Origin of the sequence: Paraburkholderia tropica (assembly GCF_900109265.1) — a bacterium.
In the GTDB taxonomy this organism is placed as follows: domain Bacteria; phylum Pseudomonadota; class Gammaproteobacteria; order Burkholderiales; family Burkholderiaceae; genus Paraburkholderia; species Paraburkholderia tropica.
Genome location: NZ_FNZM01000001.1, coordinates 55148 through 77038 on the forward strand (window position 1 = coordinate 55148; position 21891 = coordinate 77038).

Sequence of the window (21891 nt, forward strand, 5' to 3'; positions counted from 1 at the left end):
ACATCATCATGTGTACGACCTGCGGCTGCGGCCCGGACAACGTGCGAATCGAAGGGACGCAGATGCGCGAGCATTCGCACGAACACGAACATGCGCACGGGCACGCGCATCCGCACGAACACGAACATGCGCACGGGCACGCGCATCCGCACGAGCACGAACATGCGCACGATCACGATCACGCGCACGAACACAACCACGCGCCCGGCCGCCGCGTCCGCATCGAGCAGGACATCCTGCGCGAGAACGACCGTTACGCGCTGGCCAATCGCACGCGTCTGCGCGCGCACGGCGCGTTCGCGCTGAACCTCGTTTCGAGTCCCGGCTCGGGCAAGACCTCGCTGCTGGTGCGCACGATCGAAGCGCTCAAGGACGAACTCGCGATCGCCGTCATCGAAGGCGATCAGCAGACCTCGAACGACGCCGAGCGCGTACGCGCCGCCGGCGCGCCCGCCGTGCAGATCAACACGGGCAAAGGCTGTCACCTCGACGCGCACATGGTCGGTCACGCGCTCGACCGCCTGCCGCCGCTCGACAACAGCCTGCTGCTGATCGAGAACGTCGGCAACCTCGTCTGCCCCGCGTCGTTCGATCTGGGCGAGGCGCACAAGGTCGTCGTGCTCTCGGTGACGGAGGGCGAGGACAAGCCGCTCAAGTATCCCGACATGTTCGCCGCCGCCGACCTCATGCTGCTCAACAAGACCGACCTGTTGCCGCACCTCGACTTCGACGTCGATGCCGCGCTCGATTACGCGCGCCGCGTCAATCCGCGTATTCAGGCGCTGTGCGTGTCCGCGCGTTCGGGCGAGGGTTTCGCGCAATGGCTCGACTGGATTCGCGCAGGCTGCGGTGCGGCGCGGGCGCTGCGTCCCGACGCGCGCTAGGCGTACAACCGTCAAGGACATCACGGCGATGAGGCGAGAGCAACTGCGCGTGAGCGGGATCGTGCAAGGCGTCGGGTTCAGACCGTTCGTCTGGCGGCTCGCGCAACGCTTCGGCCTGACGGGCGAGGTGCGCAACGACGCGAGCGCCGTGCGGATCGACGTGCAGGGCACGCGCGCGGCGCTGAGCGCGTTTCGCGCAGCGCTCGCGCAGGAAGCGCCGCCGCGCGCGCGCATCGATGCGATCGATACCGAACGCGCGCAACCGCTCGATACGGCGGCGCGCCAGGGTTTTCGCATCGTCGAAAGCGGCGAGGCGCGCACGCGCGACGGCGAAATGGCAACCGATAGCGCGATCTGCCACGCCTGCCTCGCGGAGATCTTCGACGCGGGCGACCGCCGCCATCGCTACGCGCTGAACAGTTGCTGCGATTGCGGCCCGCGCTACACCGTCACGCGCACGCTGCCGTTCGACCGCGCCAACACGAGCATGGCGCCGTTCGCGCCGTGCGCCGATTGCGCCGCCGACTACGCCGATCCCGCGAACCGGCGCTTTCACGCCGAACTGATCGCGTGCCCCGCCTGCGGACCGCGCTTGCGTTTCGAAGCACCGCTGGGCGTCGCGCGCCGCGATCACGCCGATCACACCGATCCCGTCGCTGACGCGTGGCGAGCGATTGCGCGCGGCGAGATCGTCGCGGTCGAAGGACTCGGCGGCTTCCAGCTGATCTGCGACGCGACGCAGCCCGACGCCGTCGCGCGCTTACGCGCCCGCAAGCGGCGGCCCGCGAAACCGTTCGCGCTGCTCGCGCTCAACGCCGCTTCGGCGGCCCGCTGGATCGTCTGCGACGCCGCCACGCACGCGCTGCTCGACGCGCCCGCGCGACCCGTCGTCGTCGCCGCGCGATGCGACAACAACGCGCTCAGCGGCATCGCGCCCGGTCTCGCGCAACTCGGCGTGATGCTGCCGTGCACGCCGCTTCAATATCTGCTGTTCCACGAAGCGCTCGGCCGTCCGTCGGGCGACGCCTGGCGCGACGCGAACCAACCCACGCTGCTGGTCGCCACGAGTGCGAACGTCTCGGGCGAGTCGCTCGAAATCGATCCTGCGCACGCGCGCGACGCGCTCGCCGGTATCGCCGATGCCATGCTGTTTCACGACCGCGCGATCGTCGCGCGTTGCGACGACAGCGTGCTGCTCGCCGCCAACGCCGACGACGCTGACCACGCTGACGCCGCCGCCCCGCAAGCGCCGCCGCCGCTGCGGCGCGCGCGCGGTTACGCGCCGCAAGCGCTCGCGCTGCCGCACGCGGGGCCGTCCGTGCTCGCGCTCGGTGCGCATCTGAAAAGCACCGTCACGCTCACGCAAGGCGCGCGCGCGTTCGTCTCGCCTTACCTCGGCGACCTCACGAGCGCGGCGGCGTGCGCCGCGCTCGACGCCGCCGCGAACCGGCTCGTCGATGCCTGCGGCGCGCCGCCCGCCGCGCTCGCCTGCGACCTCCAGCCCGATCTTTACTCGACGCGCCTCGCTCATACGCTGGCCGCGCGCTGGAACGTGCCTGTCGTGCCGGTGCAGCATCACCACGCGCACATCGCCGCCGTGCTGGCCGAGCACGGTCACGCGGATGTGGCGCTCGGCGTCGCGCTCGACGGCTTCGGTCACGGCGACGACGGCACGGCGTGGGGCGGCGAGTTGCTGCGCGTCGATCCCGGCCGTGCGACGCGTCTCGGTCATCTCACGCCGCTGGCGCTGCCCGGCGGCGATCTGGCGGCGCGCTCGCCCGCGCGCATGGCGCTCGCGCTGCTCGATCGACTCGATCGGCTTGATCGTGCCGATGCACACGCCAGCACCGCGAACCGCACTCCGCCCGGCATCGACGCCGCCACGGCCGCACGTCTGCGCGCGCAACTCGCCAGCGGCTTCCACTGCCCGCCGACCACGAGCCTCGGCCGCTGGTTCGACGCCATCGCCGGACTCGCGGGCGTCTGCGCGGAGCAAAGCTATAGCGGCGAAGCCGCGCTGCGCCTCGAAGCGCTCGCGCGCCCGTGCGCGCCGCTCGTTGACGGCTGGCGTCTCGACGGCGGCAACCTCGATCTCCTGCCGCTCGCGCACTGGCTCGCCGCCCAAACTGAAGCCGCGACCATCGCGAGCGTCTGGCACGCCACGCTCGGCCATGCGCTTGGTGCGTGGATCGCCCAGGCCGCGCGCGCGCACAACCTGAACGTGGTCGCGCTCGGCGGCGGCTGCTGCGCCAACCGGCTGCTGATGCGCGCGCTCGCCGACGCGCTGCGCGCATCGAACCTCACTCTGTTCACCGCACGCGCGCTGCCCAGCGGCGACGATGCGATCAGCTACGGCCAGGCGTGGGCCGTCATCCAGCAACTCACATCGTCCGCCACCGTCACGCGGACGACACCCTAAGGAATCCGCATCATGTGTCTTGCGATGCCCGTCGAGGTCATCGAACTCTTGCCGGAACAGCGCGCGCGAGCGAGCGTCGATGGCGTCACGCGCGAGATCTCGCTCGCGCTCGTCGACAACGTCGTACCCGGCGACTTCGTCCTCCTGCACGTAGGTTTCGCGATCGGCAAGCTCGACCGCGCCGCCGCCGAAGCCACGCTCGCGCAACTGGCCGAACTGGGCCGCCAACCCGGCGAGGGCGCCACGCCATGAAATACGTCGACGACTTCCGCAACAGCGAAATCGCGCGCGGCATGGCGGCGCGCATTCACCGCGCCGTCGAACGCCGCCGCCGCTACCGGCTCATGGAGTTTTGCGGCGGTCACACGCACGCGATCGCGCGCTACGGCCTCACCGCGCTGCTGCCGCCGCAGATCGAGCTGATTCACGGTCCCGGCTGCCCGGTCTGCGTGCTGCCGGTCGGCCGCGTCGACAGCGCGATCGAACTCGCGCTCGACCACGGCGTCACGCTCTGCACCTACGGCGACACGCTGCGCGTGCCGGGCTCGAAGCGCATGAGTCTGTACAAGGCGCGCGCGGCGGGCGCGGACGTGCGCGTCGTGTATTCGGTTTCCGACGCGATCGCGCTCGCGAAAGCCGAGCCCGCGCGCGAGGTGGTGTTCTTCGGCATCGGCTTCGAGACCACCACGCCGCCCACCGCGCTCGCGCTCGCCCAGGCGCGCGAGATGGCGCTCGATAACTTCAGCGTGTTCGGCAACCACGTGCTCACGCCCGCCGCCATGCGCCATCTGCTGGCCGAGGACGCCGACCAGAGCGCGCGGCTCGACGGCTTCATCGGGCCGTCGCACGTGAGCACGGTGATCGGCGTGGCGCCTTATCGCGCCATCTCGCGCGACTTCGTGAAGCCCGTCGTGATCGCCGGGTTCGAGCCGCTCGACGTGCTGCAATCCGTGCTGATGCTCGTCGAGCAGATCAACCAATGTCGCGCCGACACCGAAAACCAGTTCACGCGCGCCGTGACCGAAGCGGGCAACACGCGCGCCCAGGCGCTCGTGCACGCGGCGTTCGAAACGCGCGAGAGCTTCGAATGGCGCGGGCTCGGCGCGGTGCCGCAAAGCGCGCTCGCGATTCGCTCCGAGTTCGCGCGCTGGGACGCGGAACGCCGCTATGCGCTCGTGCCGCGCGTCGCCGCCGACGTCAAGACCTGCCAATGCGGCGCGATCCTGCGCGGCTGCGCGAAGCCGAGCGACTGCAAGCTGTTCGCCACCGTCTGCACGCCCGCCACGCCGTTTGGCGCCTGCATGGTGTCGAGCGAAGGTGCGTGCGCCGCGCACTATCAATACGGCCGCTTCGTCGCGCCCGCCCTTTCCTCCGCACGCGCGCCGCGCGCCGTGACATCCGCATGAGATCCGCATGACTGCCTTGCCGACCTCTCCCCGTCAGCCCGAATTCGGCCGCAAACTCGACCTCAAGCAAGGCCGCATCGACCTCACGCACGGCGCGGGCGGACGCGCGAGCGCCCAGCTCGTCGCCGAGCTGTTCGCGCCCGCGTTCGCCAACGAATGGCTCGCACAAGGCAACGATCAGGCCATCGTGCCGATGCCCGCGGGCCGCCTCGCGCTCACGACCGACAGCCACGTGGTCGCGCCGCTTTTCTTTCCGGGCGGCGACATCGGCACGCTCGCCGTGAACGGCACCGTCAACGATCTCGCCGTGGGCGGCGCGACGCCGCTCTATCTGACGGCCGGGTTCATCCTCGAAGAAGGGCTCGCGCTCGCCGATCTCGCGCGAGTGGTGACATCGATGGCGCAAGCCGCGCGCGCGGCCAACGTGCGCATCGTGGCCGGCGACACGAAAGTGGTCGAGCGCGGCAAGGCGGACGGCGTGTTCATCACCACGGCGGGCGTGGGCGTGGTGCCGGAAGGCGTGCGGCTCGACGGCGCGCAGGCGCGTCCCGGCGACGCCGTGCTGGTCTCCGGCGCGCTTGCCGAGCACGGCCTCGCGGTGCTCTCGCAGCGCGAGAATCTGGGCTTCGACAGCAGCATCGTGTCCGATTGCGCGGCGCTCAACGGCTTGACGGCGGCGATGCTCGCGGCGTGCCCGTCGCTGCGGCTGATGCGCGACCCCACGCGCGGCGGCCTCGGCAACACGCTCAATGAGATCTGCGCGCAGTCGGACGTGGGCATGCGGCTCGACGAAACCGCGCTGCCGCTGCGCGCGCCCGTGCGGGCCGCGTGCGAGTTCTACGGCCTCGATCCGCTCTATATCGCCAACGAAGGCAAGCTGATCGCGGTGTGCGCCGATGAAGACGCCGACGCGCTGCTCGCGGTCATGCGCGCGCATCCGCTGGGCCGTGATGCGGTGCGTATCGGCACGGTCATCGACGACGCGTATCGCTTCGTACGCCTGACGACGTCGTTCGGCGGCGAACGTCTGGTCGACTGGCTGCACGGCGAAATGCTGCCGCGCATCTGCTGAAAAGGAAGCGAGCCGGGCGCGGTGGCTTTGCGCCGCGCGTCCGCTTCATCGTGTGCGGACGCGCGGCCGAGCCGCCTGGTCAGATCGTCAATTGTTCTGCGGCGGCGTGTACTGCGCGGGCGCGCCGCCGCTCGAATCGGAATCGTCGGGCGTGGGCGTCGGCGCGAGCGAGGGCTCCTGCGGCGGATAAGGCGGCAATTGCTGCGACGCGCCCGACGGCCCGAGAATCGGCGGCTCGCTCGACGACGGCGTTTGCGGCGCGGTGCCGTTGAGAATCGCCGCCGCGCGCGCCGCATCAGACGCGGCAGCCGCCGATGCCGGCGAGATCGCCGAAGCCGACGACGCAGACGAAGCCGCCGCCACGCCGCTCGACGGCGGCACTTCGGCGGGCTCCGGCGCAGGCTCGGGCGCACGCTTGATCGGCGTACCCGGGCGCGGCGCCTCGGCCTTTTCCTTCGACGCAAACAGCGTATCCATCCACGCCTTGAGCTTGTCGCGGAACTGCTCGAACGCGCCCGGCGTCACTTCGGTATCGAAGCGCGCATGCGGATCAACGATGCGCGAGCGGAACGCGCGCTGGAAGAAGTCGCCGACGATCGGCAGCGCGCTGCGCGCGCCCTGGCCCCAGTAGTCGCTGTTGAGCGTCACGCGGCCGTCGTCGAAACCGACCCACGCGCCCGCCACCAGTTGCGGGTCCATGAGGATGAACCAGCCGTCCGCGTTGTCCTGCGTGGTGCCGGTCTTGCCCGCGACGTCAGCCCGAATGCCGAAGCGCGTGCGGATGCTCGAACCCGTGCCGCGATTCACGACGTCGCGCATCGTGTCGAGCAGCGTGCGGTCCGCCGACGCCGACAAGGCGCGCTCGGGCGAAGCGCTGCCGAACTGCGCGAGCACCTCGCCCTTGCTGTCCTCGATGCTCGTGACCATGCGCGGCTCCAGATACTCGCCGTCGTTCGCGATGGTGCTGTACGCCGAGACCATTTCCTTGAGCGTGACCGGACTCGTGCCGAGCGCGAGCGACGGCACCGCGTTGAGCTGGCTGTCGCGCACGCCCATCGCACGCGCGAGACGCGCGACCTTGTCCGGCCCCACCGCCTGCATCACCTGAGCGGTGATGCGGTTGCGCGAGAACGCGAGCGCGTCGCGCAGCGTCATCGGCTTGTTGCTGGGCGGCACGTCGTCGTTCGGACGCCAGATTTCGCCGCCTTCGAGCGGCATTTCCACCGCCTGGTCGATGACCGTGTCGGTCGGCTTCGCGCCGTTCGCGAAGGCCGCGCCGTACACGAAGGCCTTGAACGTCGAGCCCGGCTGACGGCGCGCCTGCTGCACGTGATCGAACGGCTCGTCCTGGAAGTCGCGGCTACCGACCCACGCCTTGATCTGGCCGTCGCGCGGATCGATCGCGACGAAACCGGCCTGCACGTCGGTCTTGTCCTTGCAGAGCGCGCGCATGAACGCGCGGTTGGCCGCGAGCTGCTTGAGCGCGTCGTCGTCGTTCGCACCGGCGTCGCGCGCGCTCTTGTAGTCGGGCGTTTCGCGCATGAAGGTCTTGAACAGATCGTTGCTCGCCGAACAGCCGTTACGGCCGCTCCACGCGCCGTTCGCGATGCCCTGCAACTGGTTCGCGTGCTGCTTGAGCGCGGCCGTCGCCATCGCCTGCAGACGCGAATCGATCGTCGTGTGCACGACGAGGCCATCGGAATAGATGTTGTAGTCGTTACGGTCGGCCCACGCGATCAGCCATTTGCGCAGTTGCTGCGCGAAGTGCGGCGCGGGGCCGGGCGGCTCGGTCTGACGCTCGAAGTCGAGGCGCAGCGGCTGCTTCGAGAGCGTCGCGGACTGCGCCGGCGTGAGCTTGCCGTACTTCACCATCTGGCCGAGCACGGTGTTGCGGCGCGCGAGCGCGCGCTCGGGATTGATCACCGGGTTGTAGTAGGCGTTGCCCTTGAGCATGCCGGTGAGCGTCGCGGCCTGGAGGACCGTGAGCTGATCCGCCGACACGCCGAAGTACGTGCGCGCCGCCATCTCGATGCCGAACGCGTTGTACAGGAACGGCACCGTGTTCAGATAGGTTTCGAGAATCTGCGGCTTGCTGTAGACGGCCTCGATCTTGAAGGCCGTGATCGCTTCCTTGATCTTGCGCGTGAGCGTGGGCGCGCGGCCGATTTCGTCGGGATAGAGATTGCGCGCGAGCTGCTGCGTGATGGTCGAGCCGCCCTGGCGGTCACCCGAGAAGGTGTGCAGCGCCGCGCCCGCCGTGCGCTTGAAGTCGATGCCGTGATGCTCGTAGAAGCGGTGGTCTTCCGTCGAGATCAGCGCGTCGACCATGTGCGGCGAAATCTGGGCGAGCGGCACCCATTCGCGGTTCGACGGCTTGAATTCGGCGAGCACCTTGCCGTCCGCCGACAGAATCTGCGCCGGCCGGTCGACGCGCGCCTTGCGGATGTCGCCGATGCTGGGCGTGAACGGAATCAGCACCAGCACGTAGAGCAGCATGGCCGCCGGCAGCGCGCCGATGGCGAACAGCACGCCGCGCCGCGTCGGATGGCGCAGGTGATGCAGCCCGCGCGCGAGGCGCGGACGCGCGAAGGCGCAGACGCTCGCCGCAGCGGGCTGGAGACGGGAGGACAACTTCGCGACGAGGTCGCGGATGAACGGCACGGAACGCTTCACGCGGGGCTTCGGGGTCGGCTGGCAAAGCGTGCATCGTACCAAAACTGCCGGACGCGGCTTTCATCGGGCCTGCGGGCGACGTGGACGCGCGCTCAGAAAATCAGCGACAGCGCGATAGCCATCCAGACCGCCAGCGCGCCCGCGAGAAAGACACGCCGGGCCAGCAGGAAGCGCGTTTCGTCGCCGGGCGGCGCGGGCGAGGTGGCGAGCCACGGCACGCTCGCGAGACAGGCGAAGCCCGCCAGCGCGATCACGACGACCATGCGGTCGGCGATCCGCCACGGCGTGGGCTCGTGCAAGCCCCAATATCCGAGGAAGACGATGCCGATCGAGAACATCGTCGACGCGGCCGAACTCAGTGCGACGACCGATCCGGTCGGTGATTGCATGGCGAACCTCCCGCGCGCCGCGCGATGGACGGTGCGGCCATTATCGGCGCGGGCGGCGGCAGGGGCAATGCGGGGCGGTCCCGCCGCCGAACCGGGCCCGGGTTCAGCTTCAGGCTCAGGCCTTGGGGCGCACCATCTGGAACATCTCGCCGATCTGCGCGTAGTCGGCGCGATAGCCCGCGCGCATGATCGGCTGGGCGGCGTGCGTGTCGAACAGGCCGTCCTTCAGGAAGCGCTGCTGGATATGCACGCCGACCACCTGGCCGAGCGCGAGCCAGTTGTCCATCGGCGTGCCGTCGAGCGTGTGCAGGCGGATGACCTGCAGCAGCTTGCATTCGAGCGCGGCCGGCGATTCGGCGACGTGCGGCACCGCCACGTTGCGGCCCGGCGCGGGTGTGAGGCCCGAGAGCGCAAATTCGTCGACGTCGGCGGCGACGGGCGCGGAACTGCGGTTCATCTGCTCGGCCAGCGGACGCGAGGCGAGATTCCAGACGAATTCGCCCGTCGCCTCGATGTTGGCGATGCTGTCCTTACGGCCCTCGCTGCTGAATCCGATGATCGACGGAAACGAGGAAAACGCGCCGAAAAAGCTGTAGGGCGCGAGGTTGAGCACGCCCTCGGGCGAGCGGCTCGAGATCCAGCCGATCAGACGCGGCGCGACGATCGCCTTGAACGGATCGTGCGGCAGCCCGTGGCCGGCGGCGGGGTCGTAGAAGTAGGTGTCGGACATGGTCGTGTGGCGGGTTTGATGCGGCCCACACTATGACACGACGGGGCGGGGCTTGCTGGGCGGGGCTTATCCACAGTTTTTGTTCACAACTCCGTGTCTAAAGTCGGTCGGGCATAGCTCAAGTCCGTTCCGCAAGGCTCGGCAGGCGGAAGCAGAGAAAGAGATTTTTGCACCGGCGCTTCCGTTCGTCTATTCACCCAACGGTTTCCTAATCCGGCAGTGCAGCAGCTACGCCGCCCGTGAGGAGATCTCGCCGACCTATTAGACATCCGCTGTGTCTAAAATCCAACACAACGCCGATGCCCCAGTCAATTTTTCGAAACAGATGTCGAGTCAGTTACCAGACGGAATGCCCGTCAATGCTGCATCGCACGCACACAACGGAAGCAGCGTTCCATTCCCAGGCCCCCCGCAAAAAATCACACCCTGTGATTTTGGTACGTCATCGGCGCGTAGCCGTCATGCAGAGCTGCCTTAACTGTTGCCCGTCATTCTCCCACTTCAGTTCGGGCCGGAGCCGCTACTCAGCAGCAGAGCTCCCCCGTCAGGTTCAGGTGTGCGCAGGGAATAGATGTTCGTACCGCCTCGCAGCGCCTGCGTGTGCTGCTCCACTTCACGACGCGCCAGCGCGAGCCGCAGCACGGTCCGAACCGACGACGTGCTGTTGCCCGTCAGCGCCGCCTCCTGATGCGAGTGATACCGCTCGCCCTCGCGCATGGCACGGAGGACTTCCGCCAGCACGGCTTCTTCCGATTTCACCCTGAAATTCATCTGGCCGCTCCTTTGCCGAAAACCGTGGTGTCTGGAGGAAGGTCCACCAGATGCCACTGCCTCGCCTCGGGATCAAACAGCGCGAACTGGTTGCAATGTTCCACGCCCACCTCGGCAAGCTGTATCGACTTCACGGCGGCGCGCACCGTAACGTTCACCTTTTCGATATTCCAGTCCAGCACCTGTCTGTTGGTGTCGCGCCATGCGAACAGGCCCGCGCGTTCATGAACGCTGTCGAGCAGCATCATTCCGCGAGAATCGACTTCAAAGCGGTTCTCCTGGGTCAGTGGGCGCTCAACAACCAGCGAAGCGCTTGCAGGACTCCCATCGGCTTCCCGCACGATGCAGCCGTTCGCTGCGGGCCAGCCGAAGCGCAGGTTTGCGACCAGACCGAGCCCGTCACGCCGCCTGAAAAGGCACCTGGGTGCGTCTGATGCGTTGATGATCGTGTAGGTTCGGAAATGACGTTCGTTCGGCTAGCATCCTGATACTCTCCATTGCTACGCCAGAGAACATCGGCGCGATGCCCGGAAACTGCGTGTAGTCTTTGGGGTAGGTGTAGAAAAGTGACATCATCCAGAAGGTCTGCTGGCAGTGCCGCGCTTCGTGATAGATCGCCACTGCGATCGCCTTCAATTCTCCATCTAAGCCCCTTAGCGCGGCCTGCTTTCTGACTTCGCTTGGGGCTGCATCGACGGCGTCCAGAGCTGTGAAAAGACTGTTTATCCGCGCATCGGAAAGTGCCATTACCCACTGATAAGCAGCAAATACTGCCGCCTCCGTGCCGTCAAGCTCAAATCCGTACTGCTTTGTATTGCCACGCACAGCGACGACGAGTTTTGGCATCGCGGAGGCCGGTAGGCCAAACACGCCGCTTCCCAACGCGTCGTATAACGACTGTTTGACAGCCGCTGAAATTGCCCTGCCGATACCGAACACGACCGCATTACTCGTTACGACGCTCAATTCGCCGTGTTCGGTTGTCGTACCGGTTATGACCTGGCCATCGTCCAGTGTTATACGATAAGGTTGATTGGCAATCGCGAATCCGCCGCCGTGCTCCACCAGCACTGGATGCAGCACGTATTTTCCGGGGCTGTCCGGCGTCACCGGAAACTGCACCGGTTGACCTTGCGCGTCCGCTGTCGCATGTCCTGCCGCGTGAATCAGATGCTGTCCGTTGGTGTAGACGTAGAACCCATCCGGTCGCAGGCTCACAAGCGTGTTGTTGCAGCGGAGATTGATCCCCTTCGGCGCATTGATGTCGACACGCCCCTGGGTGCTCGTTACCGTCATGTCATCCTGCGACATCAGCGTCATCGTGCCGTTGCGCGACTCGGCATGGACCGGCCCGGTCGATATCAGCCGGATGGTCTCCTGTGCATAGAAGGCAATCTTCTCCAGCACCGACACCAGCAACGACTTGCCCGCCGCAAGCGACACGTGACCCGTGGCGCTTGCCGCCAGATGCCGCCCGCTCGACAGGTGCAGGTCGTCGGTCGCCGCTGCCTGGATGCCCGCTGCGCTCGCGAGCAGCAGGTGAGGCCGCTCGAACTCGGGGAAATCATCCGCGCCCGCGCGCGGGTTCGCGCTGCCGCGAAGCTCATCGTTGGCGGTCTTGATCGCCTTCACCGCGTCGCTCTGATCGCGCCCCGGCTCCTGTGCGCCGCGCTGCTGCGCGAGTTGCGTCACATTTTCGTGGATGTCGCGCGCCGCCGTCAGCAGCGCTATCGCTTCACCGTTCTCCTTGATCTTGCCCTTCGCCAGCAGACGCGCGAACGTGGTGAACATGCCACCGAGCGCCGCGCGCAACGCCATGAACCCGTCCGTGCGTACCTCGGCACCCAGGCCACGTGGTTCCTGAAGCCCCGTGTCGTCGTCAACGCGGCGGATATCGCCAAAATGCGCGCCGGTCTTTGCAGCATCAGTCGCAAGCTGCACCTGCTGCTTGCCGTGGGTGTCATCGAACACCAGATGGTTCGAACCGCTTCCACCGGACTCCCTCGTGCGTATGCCGGTCAGCCACATGTTCTTCGCCAGCTCCCAGGGCGGCGGATTGTCCCTGTTCCCCAGGCCGCCCGCAACGTAGGGCATGTCGGGGTTGCCGTTGATGTGCTCCACCACCACTTCACTGCCGACACGCGGCAGGAATACCGAGGACGCCCGGCCGTTCTGCCAGGGCTGCGCGGGCCATAGCCAGATGAACGAGTCGTTGTCGTATTTTCCCTGCCGGTCAGCGACGAGCTGTATACAGATACGCCCCTGGGCGTCCGTCCAGAGTTCACTTCCTTCGGGGCCGGTCACGATTGCCCGCTCGGCACCAATCACCGGCCACGGCGTGACAATCGGCAGGCGGAAGTGACAGCCTTTGGCGGGCTGCGCCTCGAACCCGCATTCGCAGCGAAAGGCCTGTTCCGTGCCGCTCGCCTGGTCGTTGCACTCGATATCGAGCTTCACGTAAACGACCAGCCATTCCTGATTGACCGTGGCGAGCGGATGTTCCGTCAGCTCGAAGGTGTAGCCCGGACGCAGACCCCGAAGATGACCCGAACCCCGGATGCGCATCCCCTGGCAACGGATGGACTGCATGCGCACCATCGCCGCCTGCCGTGCCTGCTCATCGTTATCGAGCGGCCTGCCGTTCAGCCCCATCGCACCTTGCAGGGGCTGGCTCACATTCACGCCGTACTCATAGAAATCCTGATCCGCCTCCGCTGTCTCGCGGGGATCGTGGTCAGTCTCCCGCAAGGGGGTGTTGGAGCGCCGCAGGCGCGGTGCCATGGGATCGTGGTCTACGACCGTCACCTTGCCCTCGGTCCAGTGACTGTCCAGCTCCAGCCACTCGATGCACTCCTCGTCAACGCGGTTCTCACCCGGCGCGTAGCGCAGCGTCTCGTACGCTTCGCCGTGCCGATGGAAAGCCCCCATCGTGTCTGCAATGATCAGCCGGTGGAATCCTTCCGAGTGCTCAAACCAGAAGAACAGACCCGCGCGCTCGCACCAGCGCCTGAAGCACGTGAAGTCGGATTCGAAGTGCTGCCGTTGCAGGTCGCGCACGGGATAGTGTTCGCCGTGGATCGGCCCCGCGATACGCCAGTCAATCGATACCGGGTAGTCCGCCAGCAGTTCGCGGATTGCATCGATCACGGTTTTGTTCTGGAATACGCGATAGTTCTGCCCCATCGCGGCCTTCTTCAGCGTCGGCTCCAGCACGAATTCGTAGACCATCACCCGGTCGTTACGCTCGATGAAGCGCGCCGTGCTCACCCGCCCGGTAATTTCGCGCACGTGAAAGCCGATGTTGCCCCGCCCCGTATCGCCTGGCATGCCGGGAATGAACGTGCCACGTCCGGGAATGTCGATGAACACCGTAACCTCGGTGCCGACGATGGCATCCAGATCGAGCGCGGTGTCGAGCGTCCACGGCGCGCGCAGATCGGTTTTTGCGCGCACGGTGTAGTGAAAAAGGCCGCCGACCGACTCCGTACCCTTCAGGCTGATGGGGACCAGCAGGGAATGCGTCACTTCCTTCGGCGGCACGGTGGGGTTCAGACGCCAGTACCAGTCCTCGCGCGGCGTGAGCGGTGTAAATCGCGGAATGGCCGCGCCGTCCATCTCCATCGGCCTCCCGGGGGCACGATAGCGTTCCTGGCTGAAATCGCTGTGGTTTTGCATGGAATGCCTCACGCCCCGATGAGCGTGGCACCGCACGCGGTTGTGTCGCCAATGAACATCACCTTCACGCCGTTATGCGTGCGCGAGCCCGATGCCTTCCCCGGATAGTCGCCGCCGCACTTCGGACAGCGCACCAGATGCCCTTCCAGCATCACCGGCACGCCGTGGTGTTGCAGATTCGGCGCGGCTTCGATGACCTCGCCGCCATGATCCGTGGCGTCGCCCAGGCGGGCGACTTCGCGCCCCGTTATGTCGTCTCTCATCTGCCGTTGCTTTCCGTGAAATCCACTAAACACGCATTGGCGCATGGGGGATAACAGGGGCGATATGAGAGCAATCCGAATAGCGAATGCGCGGTGCCTGGTTTGGGGGCGTTTTGATCTGGGCCAGGATCCCGGGATCGTTCGCTATCCAAATTCTTTCTGCGACACGAGCGAACAAGCCGACTTGCTGGCACTTCGCGCCGCAAGAGAACGGATCGATCAACACTGCCGGCGCAACGGTAGTTCAGCGCAATCGCGGAAGACTTATCCCCAGTTTTTGTTCACAGCCCTGTTGATAACACCGGAGCAGATGACACAACCCTTTGTCGCCAAAGCAAAAACCTGCGCTGCATCCCACGCGCGTCCGGCGCTTGCCTGGACATTGCCCCGAGCATTGCGCCAAGCCCCAACGCAACAAGGCCGACTCTCTTTCGAGAGCCGGCCTTGTTCGGCGTATTCGGTGCAGATGAGGCGCGGACTGCGGACGGCGGCGTGTTACCGCGCCATGCGCTGCGCCTCGATTGCCTTCGGTCCGGTCGACTTAGTCGCGCGGCAGGCCGAAAGGCGTGTACTGCGAGCGGCGGATGCGTTCGGCTTCGCGGTGACGCGCTGCGTACGAATAGTCAGCATCCATCGGCAGATACGGCGACGCGAAGAGGTCGCTCACCTTTTGGATCAGTGCGAGGATATAGCTCATTGCGACTCCCGGTTAGTTGGCGTTTAAGGGATTTCCCAGATCAATTTAAGGGTTTTCCCTGACCAAACCGATTATAGGGTTTTCCCTAGGCCAACGCTAGTGCAATGCAGCAAAAAAACCGCGGCAGCGCGTCGCAGACACGCGTTCACAGCCTATGCGTTGCATCAAGGCAACACATAGGCATCCTGTGATTTAGGGGGTCGAAACGATTCAGCCGCGAACGGGCCTAGCGCGAGGTCTGCTGGGAATGCGCGTGCGCTTTGGTCTTGCTTTTGGTCGCGGCGTGTTCGGCGGCACGCTCGGTCGGCTTCGCCGCGCGCTTGACGTGACGCGGCTCGGCGGGCGCAACCGGCTTGCTGACCGGGGCGGCAACCGGAGCAGGCGGCGCGATTGCGGCGACCGGAGCTGCCGCTGCGGCGGCGAGCTGCGCCGACATGGCGTCCAGCGAAGCCTGCTGCTTCTGCATCAGCACCTCGATGCGCTGCTGCTGCGCCAGCGAATCGGACGACAGCGTCGCGATCATCAGCGTTTGCGCAATCGCCACGAGCACCGTGACGACCAGCGCCGCGACCGCCACGATCAGCATCCACTTCGTGCGGCGCGCCTGCGCGCCTAGCGTCGCGACGGTGTCGGCGAGCGAGGCGGTCAGCGCGGGTTCGGGGTGCGCGGCGCTTTCAAATTTCGCGGCGGGTTCGAAACCCGATGCTGAACCGCCCGTCGCTGCGGCAAATGGCACGAACGGCTCCCAGCCGGGCGTCGTCGGTTTGGCCTGCGGCTCGGCTTGTTCCGACGATGCAGACAAATCGGGCGCAGGAGACAAAACGGAAGACACAGGCGGCGCGAAGTCGAACGGCTCGGCAGGCGCGGACAGAGGCGCCGGCGTCTCGGCCACTGCGGCCTCGGACACGGCTGGAGCCGCCGCAAACACCGGCTCGACTCTCGCCCCTTCCATGCCAAACGCGCCCGCTCCGGTCGCCTCGTCGCCTTCCGGCGTCGGCATGACCGGCGCTTTCTGGCGTGCGGCGCGGCGGGCGGCGGGCGCGGGCGACAGACGCGGCTCGCGCAGGTCCCCGGCATCCGGAGACGCCGAATGGGCCTCAGCCGATCCCAAACCAGCGTCCGGGCTGTCGCCGAACAGGTCGAGCGTGCTCACTTCGCGCGCGTCGGGCGCTTGCGGGTCGGGGGATTCGAGGGATGGCGCCGGGGTCCGGCGACGGGAAGGCGCGCTGCGTGACGCGCGCTCGGGACTCAACAGTCCGTTGTCTGCTTGATTGACGGATTCGGCCATGGATCAACGACAGGGCTTGCATCTTATTGACACTCGCGTCGCACGGCCGTCCCGCCTGGCCGCAGTGCGACAGCCGCGCTCGCTCCTCGGGCGCACGTGGTCTCGTTGGTCGCGCGCCCATGGGCAGCCATCTTATCCGCAAACGTTCGCCCTGTCCCCCTGGCCAATATGAAACATGCGTGACGCATGCGTTCGATCAGCTTTGCGGTCCGTCCTCGCGGAACTCTCTCACCACCTGCAGCTTCTTCAGCGCCTCGCAGATCGATGCATATTCGGGCGACGAGACGCGGCTCAGCACGATCATCACCTCGTCGAGTTCGGGCGAGTCGTCGCTCTGCTGCACCACGAACTGCTTGACGCGCGGGCTCGACACGCCCAGCGCGTCGTGCAGCGAATGGAACGTGAGCGCGCCGCGATCGACCAGTAGCGAGATGCGGCGGCGCTGCCGGAACGTGATGAAGCGCCGTTCGAGCGGCTTGATGCCCGCGAGGATGATGAGGATGATCACGGTCGCCGCAATCGACGCTGTATAGAGCCCGCCGCCCACCGCGAGGCCGATGGCGGCCACCGACCAGAGGCTCGCGGCCGTGGTCAGCCCGCGCACGATCTCGCCGCGCAGGAGGATCGAGCCCGCCCCCAGGAAGCCGATGCCCGAGACGACCTGCGCCGCCATCCGCGACGGGTCGAGCACGACGTGGTCGCTGTTGAGCACGTCCGCGAAACCGAATGCCGAGACGATCATGATAAGCGCCGAGCCCACGCACACGAGCATGTGCGTGCGCAGCCCGGCGGCCCACGAGAGGCGTTCGCGCTCGAAGCCGATCACGCTGCCCAGCAGCGCCGCCATCACGAGGCGCGCAATGATTTCCCAGTTATTGATCATGATGTTGCTCTCCGTTACGTCGTGGGCGCGCTCCGCTGCGCGACTTCCTGCATCGCGCGCGGGCCGCCCTGTCGTTGGTATTGCCGCGGCGCACCGCAGCCTGCTCCACCTGCCCGGCCCAATCTTCGAGACGCCGTGGCCGGGGCGTACAATCGCGGACACTGTCCGGCTCTGCGCGCCTCCTTGCGCGCCTATGCAATCTATGAACACCGCTACCGGCGCAGCCAGCCTGCGCAATCATTTCGACCGCGTCGTGCTGCCGTTGTGGCGCGGCCCCGGTTTCAACACGGCGCTGCGTCTGCCGCACGAAGCGCTCGCCGTGCGCGACGGCCACGCCGCGCCGCTGCCCGACACGCGCTATCGCGCCATGGCCTGCGCGCGCCAGCTCTTCGTGTTCTCGCAGAACGGCGACGCCGCGCATGCGCACACGCTGTTCGATTCGCTACGCCACACCTTTCAGGACCGCGCGCGCGGCGGTTGGTTCTATAGCGTCGATCCGGACGGCGCGCCGCTCGACACCACGAAGGACCTCTATACGCATGCGTTCGTGGTGTTCGCGTGCTCGGCGTACGGCCAGCGTTTCGGCGTGATGGAGGCGCTCGACACGGCGCGCGAGACCTCGTCGCTGATCGTCGAGCGCTTCGCCGCCCACGACGGCCTGCTCAACGGCGCGCTCGACGCCTCGTTCGCCACGGTCACCGGCACGCCGGTGCAGAACCCGCTGATGCATCTTACCGAAGCCTGGCTCGTGGCCCGCGAGGCGACTGGCGACGCCGCCTTCGACACGGCCATTACGCGGCTCGTCGAAGCCGTGGCGCGCAGTTTCCTGCACGCGCCCACGGGCTGTATCGCGGAGCTGCCGCTGGGCACGGCGGACAATCGCCTGGAGCCCGGTCATCAGTTCGAGTGGTTCTGGCTCGCGGCTCAGGCCGGTGCGGCGCGCCTCGGCGCTTCGGGCCTGCAGGAAGCGCTCGGGCGCGCGTTCGACTTCGCGGTGAAGCACGGCGTGGACCCGGTCACGGGCGCCGTGGCCGCCGCCACCGACGAACACGGCCGCGTGATCGACGCCACCCAGCGCATCTGGGCGCAAACGGAGTATCTGCGCTCGATCGCCACGCACGGCGAGTCCGTTGCGCGCGCAACGCTCGGCGAGCAGATCGGGAAGTTCGAGCAGCGCTTTCTCACGCCGCAGGGCTGGGTGGAATGCCGCGACGCGAGCGGCGCGGTCGCGCGCGCGGACATGCCGTCGACCACGCCGTATCACTTGCTGACGGCGTATCAGGCGCTGCCGCAAGGCTGAAAACGACAACGGCGCGGTGTGACCGCGCCGTTGTACTGGTTTCGATGCGCCGCCGCCCGAAAGGCGGCGGTCGATCCAACGATCAATACGCCCCGGCCATCGCCATGCCCGATGGCTCCGCGCGCGACGCCATCGGCGCCAGCGCACGGCCTTCCGCCAGCACCGAAGGCGAGATTTCGAACGCCGCCACGGCATCCGCGAGCTGACGCGTCTGCTGATGCAGCGACGAAGCCGCCGCCGCCGCTTCCTCGACCAGCGCCGCGTTCTGCTGCGTCATCTGGTCCATCTGCGAAACGGCCGTGTTCACCTGATCGATGCCCGCGCTCTGTTCGAGCGACGACGCGCTGATCCCCGCCATCATCTGCGTGGCGCGCGAGATCGACGCCGACACTTCGCGCATCGATTCGCCCGCGCGCTCGACCAGCTCCGCGCCGCCGCGAATCTGCGAAACCGATTCGCTGATCAACGTCTTGATTTCCTTCGCCGACTGCGCGCTGCGTTGCGCGAGGCCGCGCACTTCGCCCGCCACGACCGCGAAGCCGCGGCCCTGCTCGCCCGCGCGCGCCGCTTCCACGGCGGCGTTCAGCGCGAGGATGTTAGTCTGGAACGCGATGCCGTCGATCACGCCGATGATCTCGGCGATCTTGTCCGAACTCTTCGCGATGCCGTGCATGCGCTCGACCACTTCGCCCACGACATGGCTGCCGCGCGACGTGGCGTCGAGCGCCGCTTCGGCGAGCTGGTTCGCCTCGCGGGCGTTGTCGGCCGTGTTGCGCACCGTGCCGGTCAGCTCTTCCATGCTGGCCGCCGTTTCTTCGAGCGACGCGGCCTGCGATTCCGTGCGCGCCGACAGATCGGCGTTGCCGGTCGCGATTTCGTCGGCGCCCACGTTGATCGAGCCGGCGGTCTCGCGCACCGTATGCACCGTGCGCGCGAGGCTCGCCTGCATCACCGAGAGACCGCGGAAAAGGCGGCCGATTTCATTGTCGCCGCGCGCGACGATGACTTCGTCCAGACGGCCGCGCGCGATGCGGTCGAAGTGACGGCCCGCTTCCTCGAGCGGCGCGACCACGCCGCGGCGCAGCGCGTAATGCACGCCGGTCGCCAGCGCGATCAGCCCGAGCAGAATGATGATGCCGACGGTCTGGAACACCGCGAGGCGCGTGTCGATCGAATCGAGCGACGCGTGGCTCGCGGCGGACGTAAAGCGCGTGAACGCCTGCAGTTCGGCGAGGTAGGCGTCCTGATACGACTGCGTCGGCTGGTCGAGGAACGCCTGGATGTTGTTCGCGTTGAGGTCGTCCACGAGTTCGGCGAGCGCCTTGTGATAGACCTGATAACGCTGGCCGAGCGCGGCCACGCGCGCGCGATCTTCATCGTTGATCGACTCGACGGCGCTCAGCTGCGCGTACGACTGCTCGGCGGCCGTGAGCTGCTCGTTCGCGTGGCCGATCATTTCCGTCGGCGCCGTGCCGCCGCGAATCAGGCGGGTGCCCGCGCGCGACAGGTTGATGCGCGCGTCCATCAATCGCTGCGTGATGTCGTTGGCGGCGCTCGCCTGGCGCAGCGCCACCTTGGAGAGGTCCTTCACGTCGTCGTGCGTGCGGGTCAGCGCCCAGAAACCGAGCCCTTCGGTCACGAGCTGGAGCACGCAGAACGCGACGAGAACACATAGCAGGCCGGATGCGACCTTGATCTTGCTGAACATCTTGAACACCCTGGTATGGCAGTGAGTAGGTTCGGCGCTCGCATGTGATCGCTCGCGCCCGCACTGCATTTACGGCCTGGCAAACGTTGTATTAAGGCCAGTTTCATGAAATTTCCGCGTCAAACGCGCAATTCAGCATTGCAGAAAAAACCGCCAGATCATTGACGCTGTTTTTCGCAACAATATCGGGGGTCGACCCTCCGATTTACCTTGCGCCGCCGCAAGACGCTTCCTAGAGTGGTTAGGAAACCACGGGGCGCGGGCCCAGGGGACAGTGATGACAGATCTGGTGGATCGCGCGCGCGGCGCGCTGCACGCGCAGCCGTTCAGCGTGTTGCTGGGTACGGAGCTGATGCACGTCGGCGCCGACGAGCTCACGCTGCGCCTGCTCGTGCGCGACGAACTCAAGCAGCAGCACGGGTTCGTGCACGGCGGGGTCATCAGCTATCTCGCCGACAACGCCCTCACGTTCGCCGGCGCGCTGGCGCTCGGGCCGCGCGTGGTGACGGGCGAATACAAGATCAACTATCTGCGGCCGGCGCTCGGCGGCACGCTCATCGCGCGGGCGCGCGTGGTGCACGCGGGGCGTCAGCAGGCCACCTGCCAGTGCAGCGTGTTCGTGATGGAGGACGGCGGCGAGCGGCTGGTGGCGCTCGCGCAAGGCACCATCAACCGCATGGGCGATAACGGCGACAACAACGGCCACGCCGCCTGACGCCGTCGGCACGGCACGCCTTACGGCCCCGAAAGACAAACGGCCGCGGATTTCCCGCGGCCGTTTGCTTGTCGCCCGAGGTGCGGCGACTACACGTTCGCCGTCATTCGGCGGCGCGCGTCTTCTGCGTCTGCTCGCCCAGACCTTCGATGCCGAGGCGCACCGTCTGTCCCGGCTTGAGATACACCGCGTTCGGCTTCACGCCCATGCCCACGCCCGGCGGCGTGCCGGTCGAAATCACGTCGCCCGGTTGCAGACTCATGCACTGCGAGAGATACGACACGAGCTTCGCGACCGTGAAAATCATCGTGCGCGTGTTGCCGTTCTGATAGCGATGGCCGTCCACTTCGAGCCACAGCGAGAGATTCTGCGGATCGGGCACCTCGTCGCGCGTCACGAGCCACGGGCCGGTCGGGCCGAACGTATCGAACCCCTTGCCCTTGTCCCACTGGCCGCCGCGCTCGATCTGCCACTCGCGCTCCGACACGTCGTTGATCACGCAGTAGCCCGCCACGTGATTCAGCGCCTCGGTCTCGCTCACGTTCTTCGTGGGCTTGCCGATCACCACGCCCAGTTCCACTTCCCAGTCGGTCTTGACCGAGCCGCGCGGAATCTCGATGTCGTCGTTCGGGCCGACGATCGCGCTCGTCCACTTGTTGAACACCACGGGCTCGCCCGGCACCGGCATGTTCGATTCGGCGGCGTGATCGGCATAGTTCAGGCCGATACACACCATCTTGCCGATGTGGCCCACGCACGGACCGAGACGCGGATTGCCTTCGACGAGCGGCAGCGTTTCGGGATCGATCGTGCGCAGTTGCGCGAGGCCCGCGTCGGAAAGCACGTCGCCGGCAATGTCGGCGATCGCGCCCGAGAGCGCGCGAATGCGGCCTTCGGCGTCGAGCAGACCGGGCTTTTCGTGGCCCTTGGGGCCGTAGCGGAGCAGTTTCATCGTGAGCGTTCCTTGTCTCTTGGGTGTCTCTGTTGTCTCTGGTGTCCTGCGCGCGGCGTACTGGCG

19 protein-coding genes are annotated in these 21891 nt (G+C 67.0%); 7 read left to right on the plus strand and 12 right to left on the minus strand.

The features are described 5' to 3' along the window. The first annotated feature begins 8 nt into the window (after positions 1 to 8). From hypB to hypE, 5 genes are read left to right on the plus strand one after another with little or no spacing between them, the layout of a single operon-like run. Complete coding sequence (gene hypB / locus BMY06_RS00225) at positions 9 to 884, plus strand: hydrogenase nickel incorporation protein HypB (RefSeq protein ID WP_074980987.1); 876 nt, start codon at positions 9 to 11, stop codon at positions 882 to 884. Between the two features lie 28 nt (positions 885 to 912). Next, positions 913 to 3303 (plus strand): carbamoyltransferase HypF, encoded by a 2391-nt coding sequence (hypF, locus tag BMY06_RS00230; RefSeq protein ID WP_074980989.1) that lies wholly within the window; start codon positions 913 to 915, stop codon positions 3301 to 3303. Positions 3304 to 3315: 12 nt separating this feature from the next. Next, on the plus strand, positions 3316 to 3555 hold the full coding sequence (locus BMY06_RS00235) for a HypC/HybG/HupF family hydrogenase formation chaperone (protein ID WP_065065312.1): 240 nt from the start codon (positions 3316 to 3318) through the stop codon (positions 3553 to 3555). Beyond that, positions 3552 to 4709: a hydrogenase formation protein HypD gene (gene hypD, locus BMY06_RS00240; protein WP_074980992.1), complete on the plus strand. Its 1158-nt coding sequence runs from the start codon at positions 3552 to 3554 to the stop codon at positions 4707 to 4709. The genes BMY06_RS00235 and hypD overlap by 4 nt, the downstream gene beginning before the upstream one ends. A gap of 7 nt (positions 4710 to 4716) precedes the next feature. Next, positions 4717 to 5781 carry a hydrogenase expression/formation protein HypE gene (gene hypE, locus BMY06_RS00245; protein ID WP_074980995.1) on the plus strand — a complete coding sequence of 355 codons (1065 nt, stop codon included), beginning with the start codon at positions 4717 to 4719 and terminating at the stop codon, positions 5779 to 5781. 87 nt (positions 5782 to 5868) lie between these two features. Here hypE and BMY06_RS00250 read toward each other — a convergent pair whose 3' ends face one another. The 10 genes from BMY06_RS00250 to BMY06_RS00290 all read right to left on the minus strand — a co-directional run bounded on the left by BMY06_RS00250 (position 5869) and on the right by BMY06_RS00290 (position 17150). Further along, positions 5869 to 8454, minus strand: coding sequence for a penicillin-binding protein 1A (locus BMY06_RS00250; protein WP_390968673.1), 2586 nt, complete (start codon positions 8452 to 8454; stop codon positions 5869 to 5871). A gap of 92 nt (positions 8455 to 8546) precedes the next feature. Further along, a complete protein-coding gene (locus BMY06_RS00255; RefSeq protein WP_065065309.1) occupies positions 8547 to 8843 on the minus strand; it encodes a hypothetical protein in 297 nt (98 codons plus the stop codon). A 115-nt stretch (positions 8844 to 8958) separates the two neighbouring features. Then, the gene (locus BMY06_RS00260; RefSeq protein WP_065065308.1) at positions 8959 to 9573 is read right to left on the minus strand and encodes a flavin reductase family protein; all 615 of its coding nucleotides are present in this window, start codon (positions 9571 to 9573) and stop codon (positions 8959 to 8961) included. A 501-nt stretch (positions 9574 to 10074) separates the two neighbouring features. Continuing rightward, positions 10075 to 10344, minus strand: coding sequence for a hypothetical protein (locus BMY06_RS00265; RefSeq protein ID WP_065065307.1), 270 nt, complete (start codon positions 10342 to 10344; stop codon positions 10075 to 10077). Beyond that, positions 10341 to 10685 carry a hypothetical protein gene (locus tag BMY06_RS00270; protein WP_124263091.1) on the minus strand — a complete coding sequence of 115 codons (345 nt, stop codon included), beginning with the start codon at positions 10683 to 10685 and terminating at the stop codon, positions 10341 to 10343. Before BMY06_RS00270 ends, BMY06_RS00265 begins: the two co-directional genes overlap by 4 nt. A gap of 58 nt (positions 10686 to 10743) precedes the next feature. Next, positions 10744 to 14019, minus strand: a complete 3276-nt coding sequence (locus tag BMY06_RS00275; RefSeq protein WP_080180842.1) for a type VI secretion system Vgr family protein — start codon at positions 14017 to 14019, stop codon at positions 10744 to 10746. Between the two features lie 8 nt (positions 14020 to 14027). Next, a complete protein-coding gene (locus BMY06_RS00280; protein ID WP_074981001.1) occupies positions 14028 to 14282 on the minus strand; it encodes a PAAR domain-containing protein in 255 nt (84 codons plus the stop codon). 541 nt (positions 14283 to 14823) lie between these two features. Then, on the minus strand, positions 14824 to 14979 hold the full coding sequence (locus BMY06_RS39420) for a hypothetical protein (RefSeq protein WP_167371389.1): 156 nt from the start codon (positions 14977 to 14979) through the stop codon (positions 14824 to 14826). 226 nt (positions 14980 to 15205) lie between these two features. After that, complete coding sequence (locus BMY06_RS00285; RefSeq protein ID WP_074981003.1) at positions 15206 to 16132, minus strand: hypothetical protein; 927 nt, start codon at positions 16130 to 16132, stop codon at positions 15206 to 15208. A gap of 331 nt (positions 16133 to 16463) precedes the next feature. After that, positions 16464 to 17150 carry an MgtC/SapB family protein gene (locus BMY06_RS00290; protein ID WP_065065691.1) on the minus strand — a complete coding sequence of 229 codons (687 nt, stop codon included), beginning with the start codon at positions 17148 to 17150 and terminating at the stop codon, positions 16464 to 16466. A 193-nt stretch (positions 17151 to 17343) separates the two neighbouring features. Between BMY06_RS00290 and BMY06_RS00295 the strand changes: the two genes are divergently transcribed. Then, positions 17344 to 18450, plus strand: coding sequence for an AGE family epimerase/isomerase (locus tag BMY06_RS00295; RefSeq protein WP_074981004.1), 1107 nt, complete (start codon positions 17344 to 17346; stop codon positions 18448 to 18450). 82 nt (positions 18451 to 18532) lie between these two features. On the opposite strand, the gene BMY06_RS00300 is transcribed toward BMY06_RS00295, so the two are convergent. Then, on the minus strand, positions 18533 to 20158 hold the full coding sequence (locus BMY06_RS00300; protein ID WP_074981348.1) for a methyl-accepting chemotaxis protein: 1626 nt from the start codon (positions 20156 to 20158) through the stop codon (positions 18533 to 18535). A gap of 277 nt (positions 20159 to 20435) precedes the next feature. On the opposite strand from BMY06_RS00300, the gene BMY06_RS00305 reads away from it, so the two are divergent. Then, complete coding sequence (locus BMY06_RS00305; protein ID WP_065065688.1) at positions 20436 to 20873, plus strand: PaaI family thioesterase; 438 nt, start codon at positions 20436 to 20438, stop codon at positions 20871 to 20873. Between the two features lie 103 nt (positions 20874 to 20976). Here the strand turns inward: BMY06_RS00305 and BMY06_RS00310 are convergent, their stop codons facing one another. Beyond that, entirely contained in the window at positions 20977 to 21825 is an 849-nt protein-coding gene (locus BMY06_RS00310; RefSeq protein ID WP_074981006.1) for an ureidoglycolate lyase, read from the minus strand. Between the last annotated feature and the right edge of the window lie 66 nt (positions 21826 to 21891).

Excerpts from the sequence above, each read along its gene's own strand:
- hypB (WP_074980987.1), top strand. The coding sequence starts at position 9 with ATGTGTACGACCTGCGGCTGCGGCCCGGACAACGTGCGAATCGAAGGG.
- hypF (WP_074980989.1), top strand. The coding sequence starts at position 913 with ATGAGGCGAGAGCAACTGCGCGTGAGCGGGATCGTGCAAGGCGTCGGG.
- BMY06_RS00235 (WP_065065312.1), top strand. The coding sequence starts at position 3,316 with ATGTGTCTTGCGATGCCCGTCGAGGTCATCGAACTCTTGCCGGAACAG.
- hypD (WP_074980992.1), top strand. The coding sequence starts at position 3,552 with ATGAAATACGTCGACGACTTCCGCAACAGCGAAATCGCGCGCGGCATG.
- hypE (WP_074980995.1), top strand. The coding sequence starts at position 4,717 with ATGACTGCCTTGCCGACCTCTCCCCGTCAGCCCGAATTCGGCCGCAAA.
- BMY06_RS00255 (WP_065065309.1), bottom strand. The coding sequence starts at position 8,843 with ATGCAATCACCGACCGGATCGGTCGTCGCACTGAGTTCGGCCGCGTCG.
- BMY06_RS00260 (WP_065065308.1), bottom strand. The coding sequence starts at position 9,573 with ATGTCCGACACCTACTTCTACGACCCCGCCGCCGGCCACGGGCTGCCG.
- BMY06_RS00265 (WP_065065307.1), bottom strand. The coding sequence starts at position 10,344 with ATGAATTTCAGGGTGAAATCGGAAGAAGCCGTGCTGGCGGAAGTCCTC.
- BMY06_RS00275 (WP_080180842.1), bottom strand. The coding sequence starts at position 14,019 with ATGCAAAACCACAGCGATTTCAGCCAGGAACGCTATCGTGCCCCCGGG.
- BMY06_RS00280 (WP_074981001.1), bottom strand. The coding sequence starts at position 14,282 with ATGAGAGACGACATAACGGGGCGCGAAGTCGCCCGCCTGGGCGACGCC.
- BMY06_RS39420 (WP_167371389.1), bottom strand. The coding sequence starts at position 14,979 with ATGAGCTATATCCTCGCACTGATCCAAAAGGTGAGCGACCTCTTCGCG.
- BMY06_RS00290 (WP_065065691.1), bottom strand. The coding sequence starts at position 17,150 with ATGATCAATAACTGGGAAATCATTGCGCGCCTCGTGATGGCGGCGCTG.
- BMY06_RS00295 (WP_074981004.1), top strand. The coding sequence starts at position 17,344 with ATGCAATCTATGAACACCGCTACCGGCGCAGCCAGCCTGCGCAATCAT.
- BMY06_RS00300 (WP_074981348.1), bottom strand. The coding sequence starts at position 20,158 with ATGTTCAGCAAGATCAAGGTCGCATCCGGCCTGCTATGTGTTCTCGTC.
- BMY06_RS00305 (WP_065065688.1), top strand. The coding sequence starts at position 20,436 with ATGACAGATCTGGTGGATCGCGCGCGCGGCGCGCTGCACGCGCAGCCG.
- BMY06_RS00310 (WP_074981006.1), bottom strand. The coding sequence starts at position 21,825 with ATGAAACTGCTCCGCTACGGCCCCAAGGGCCACGAAAAGCCCGGTCTG.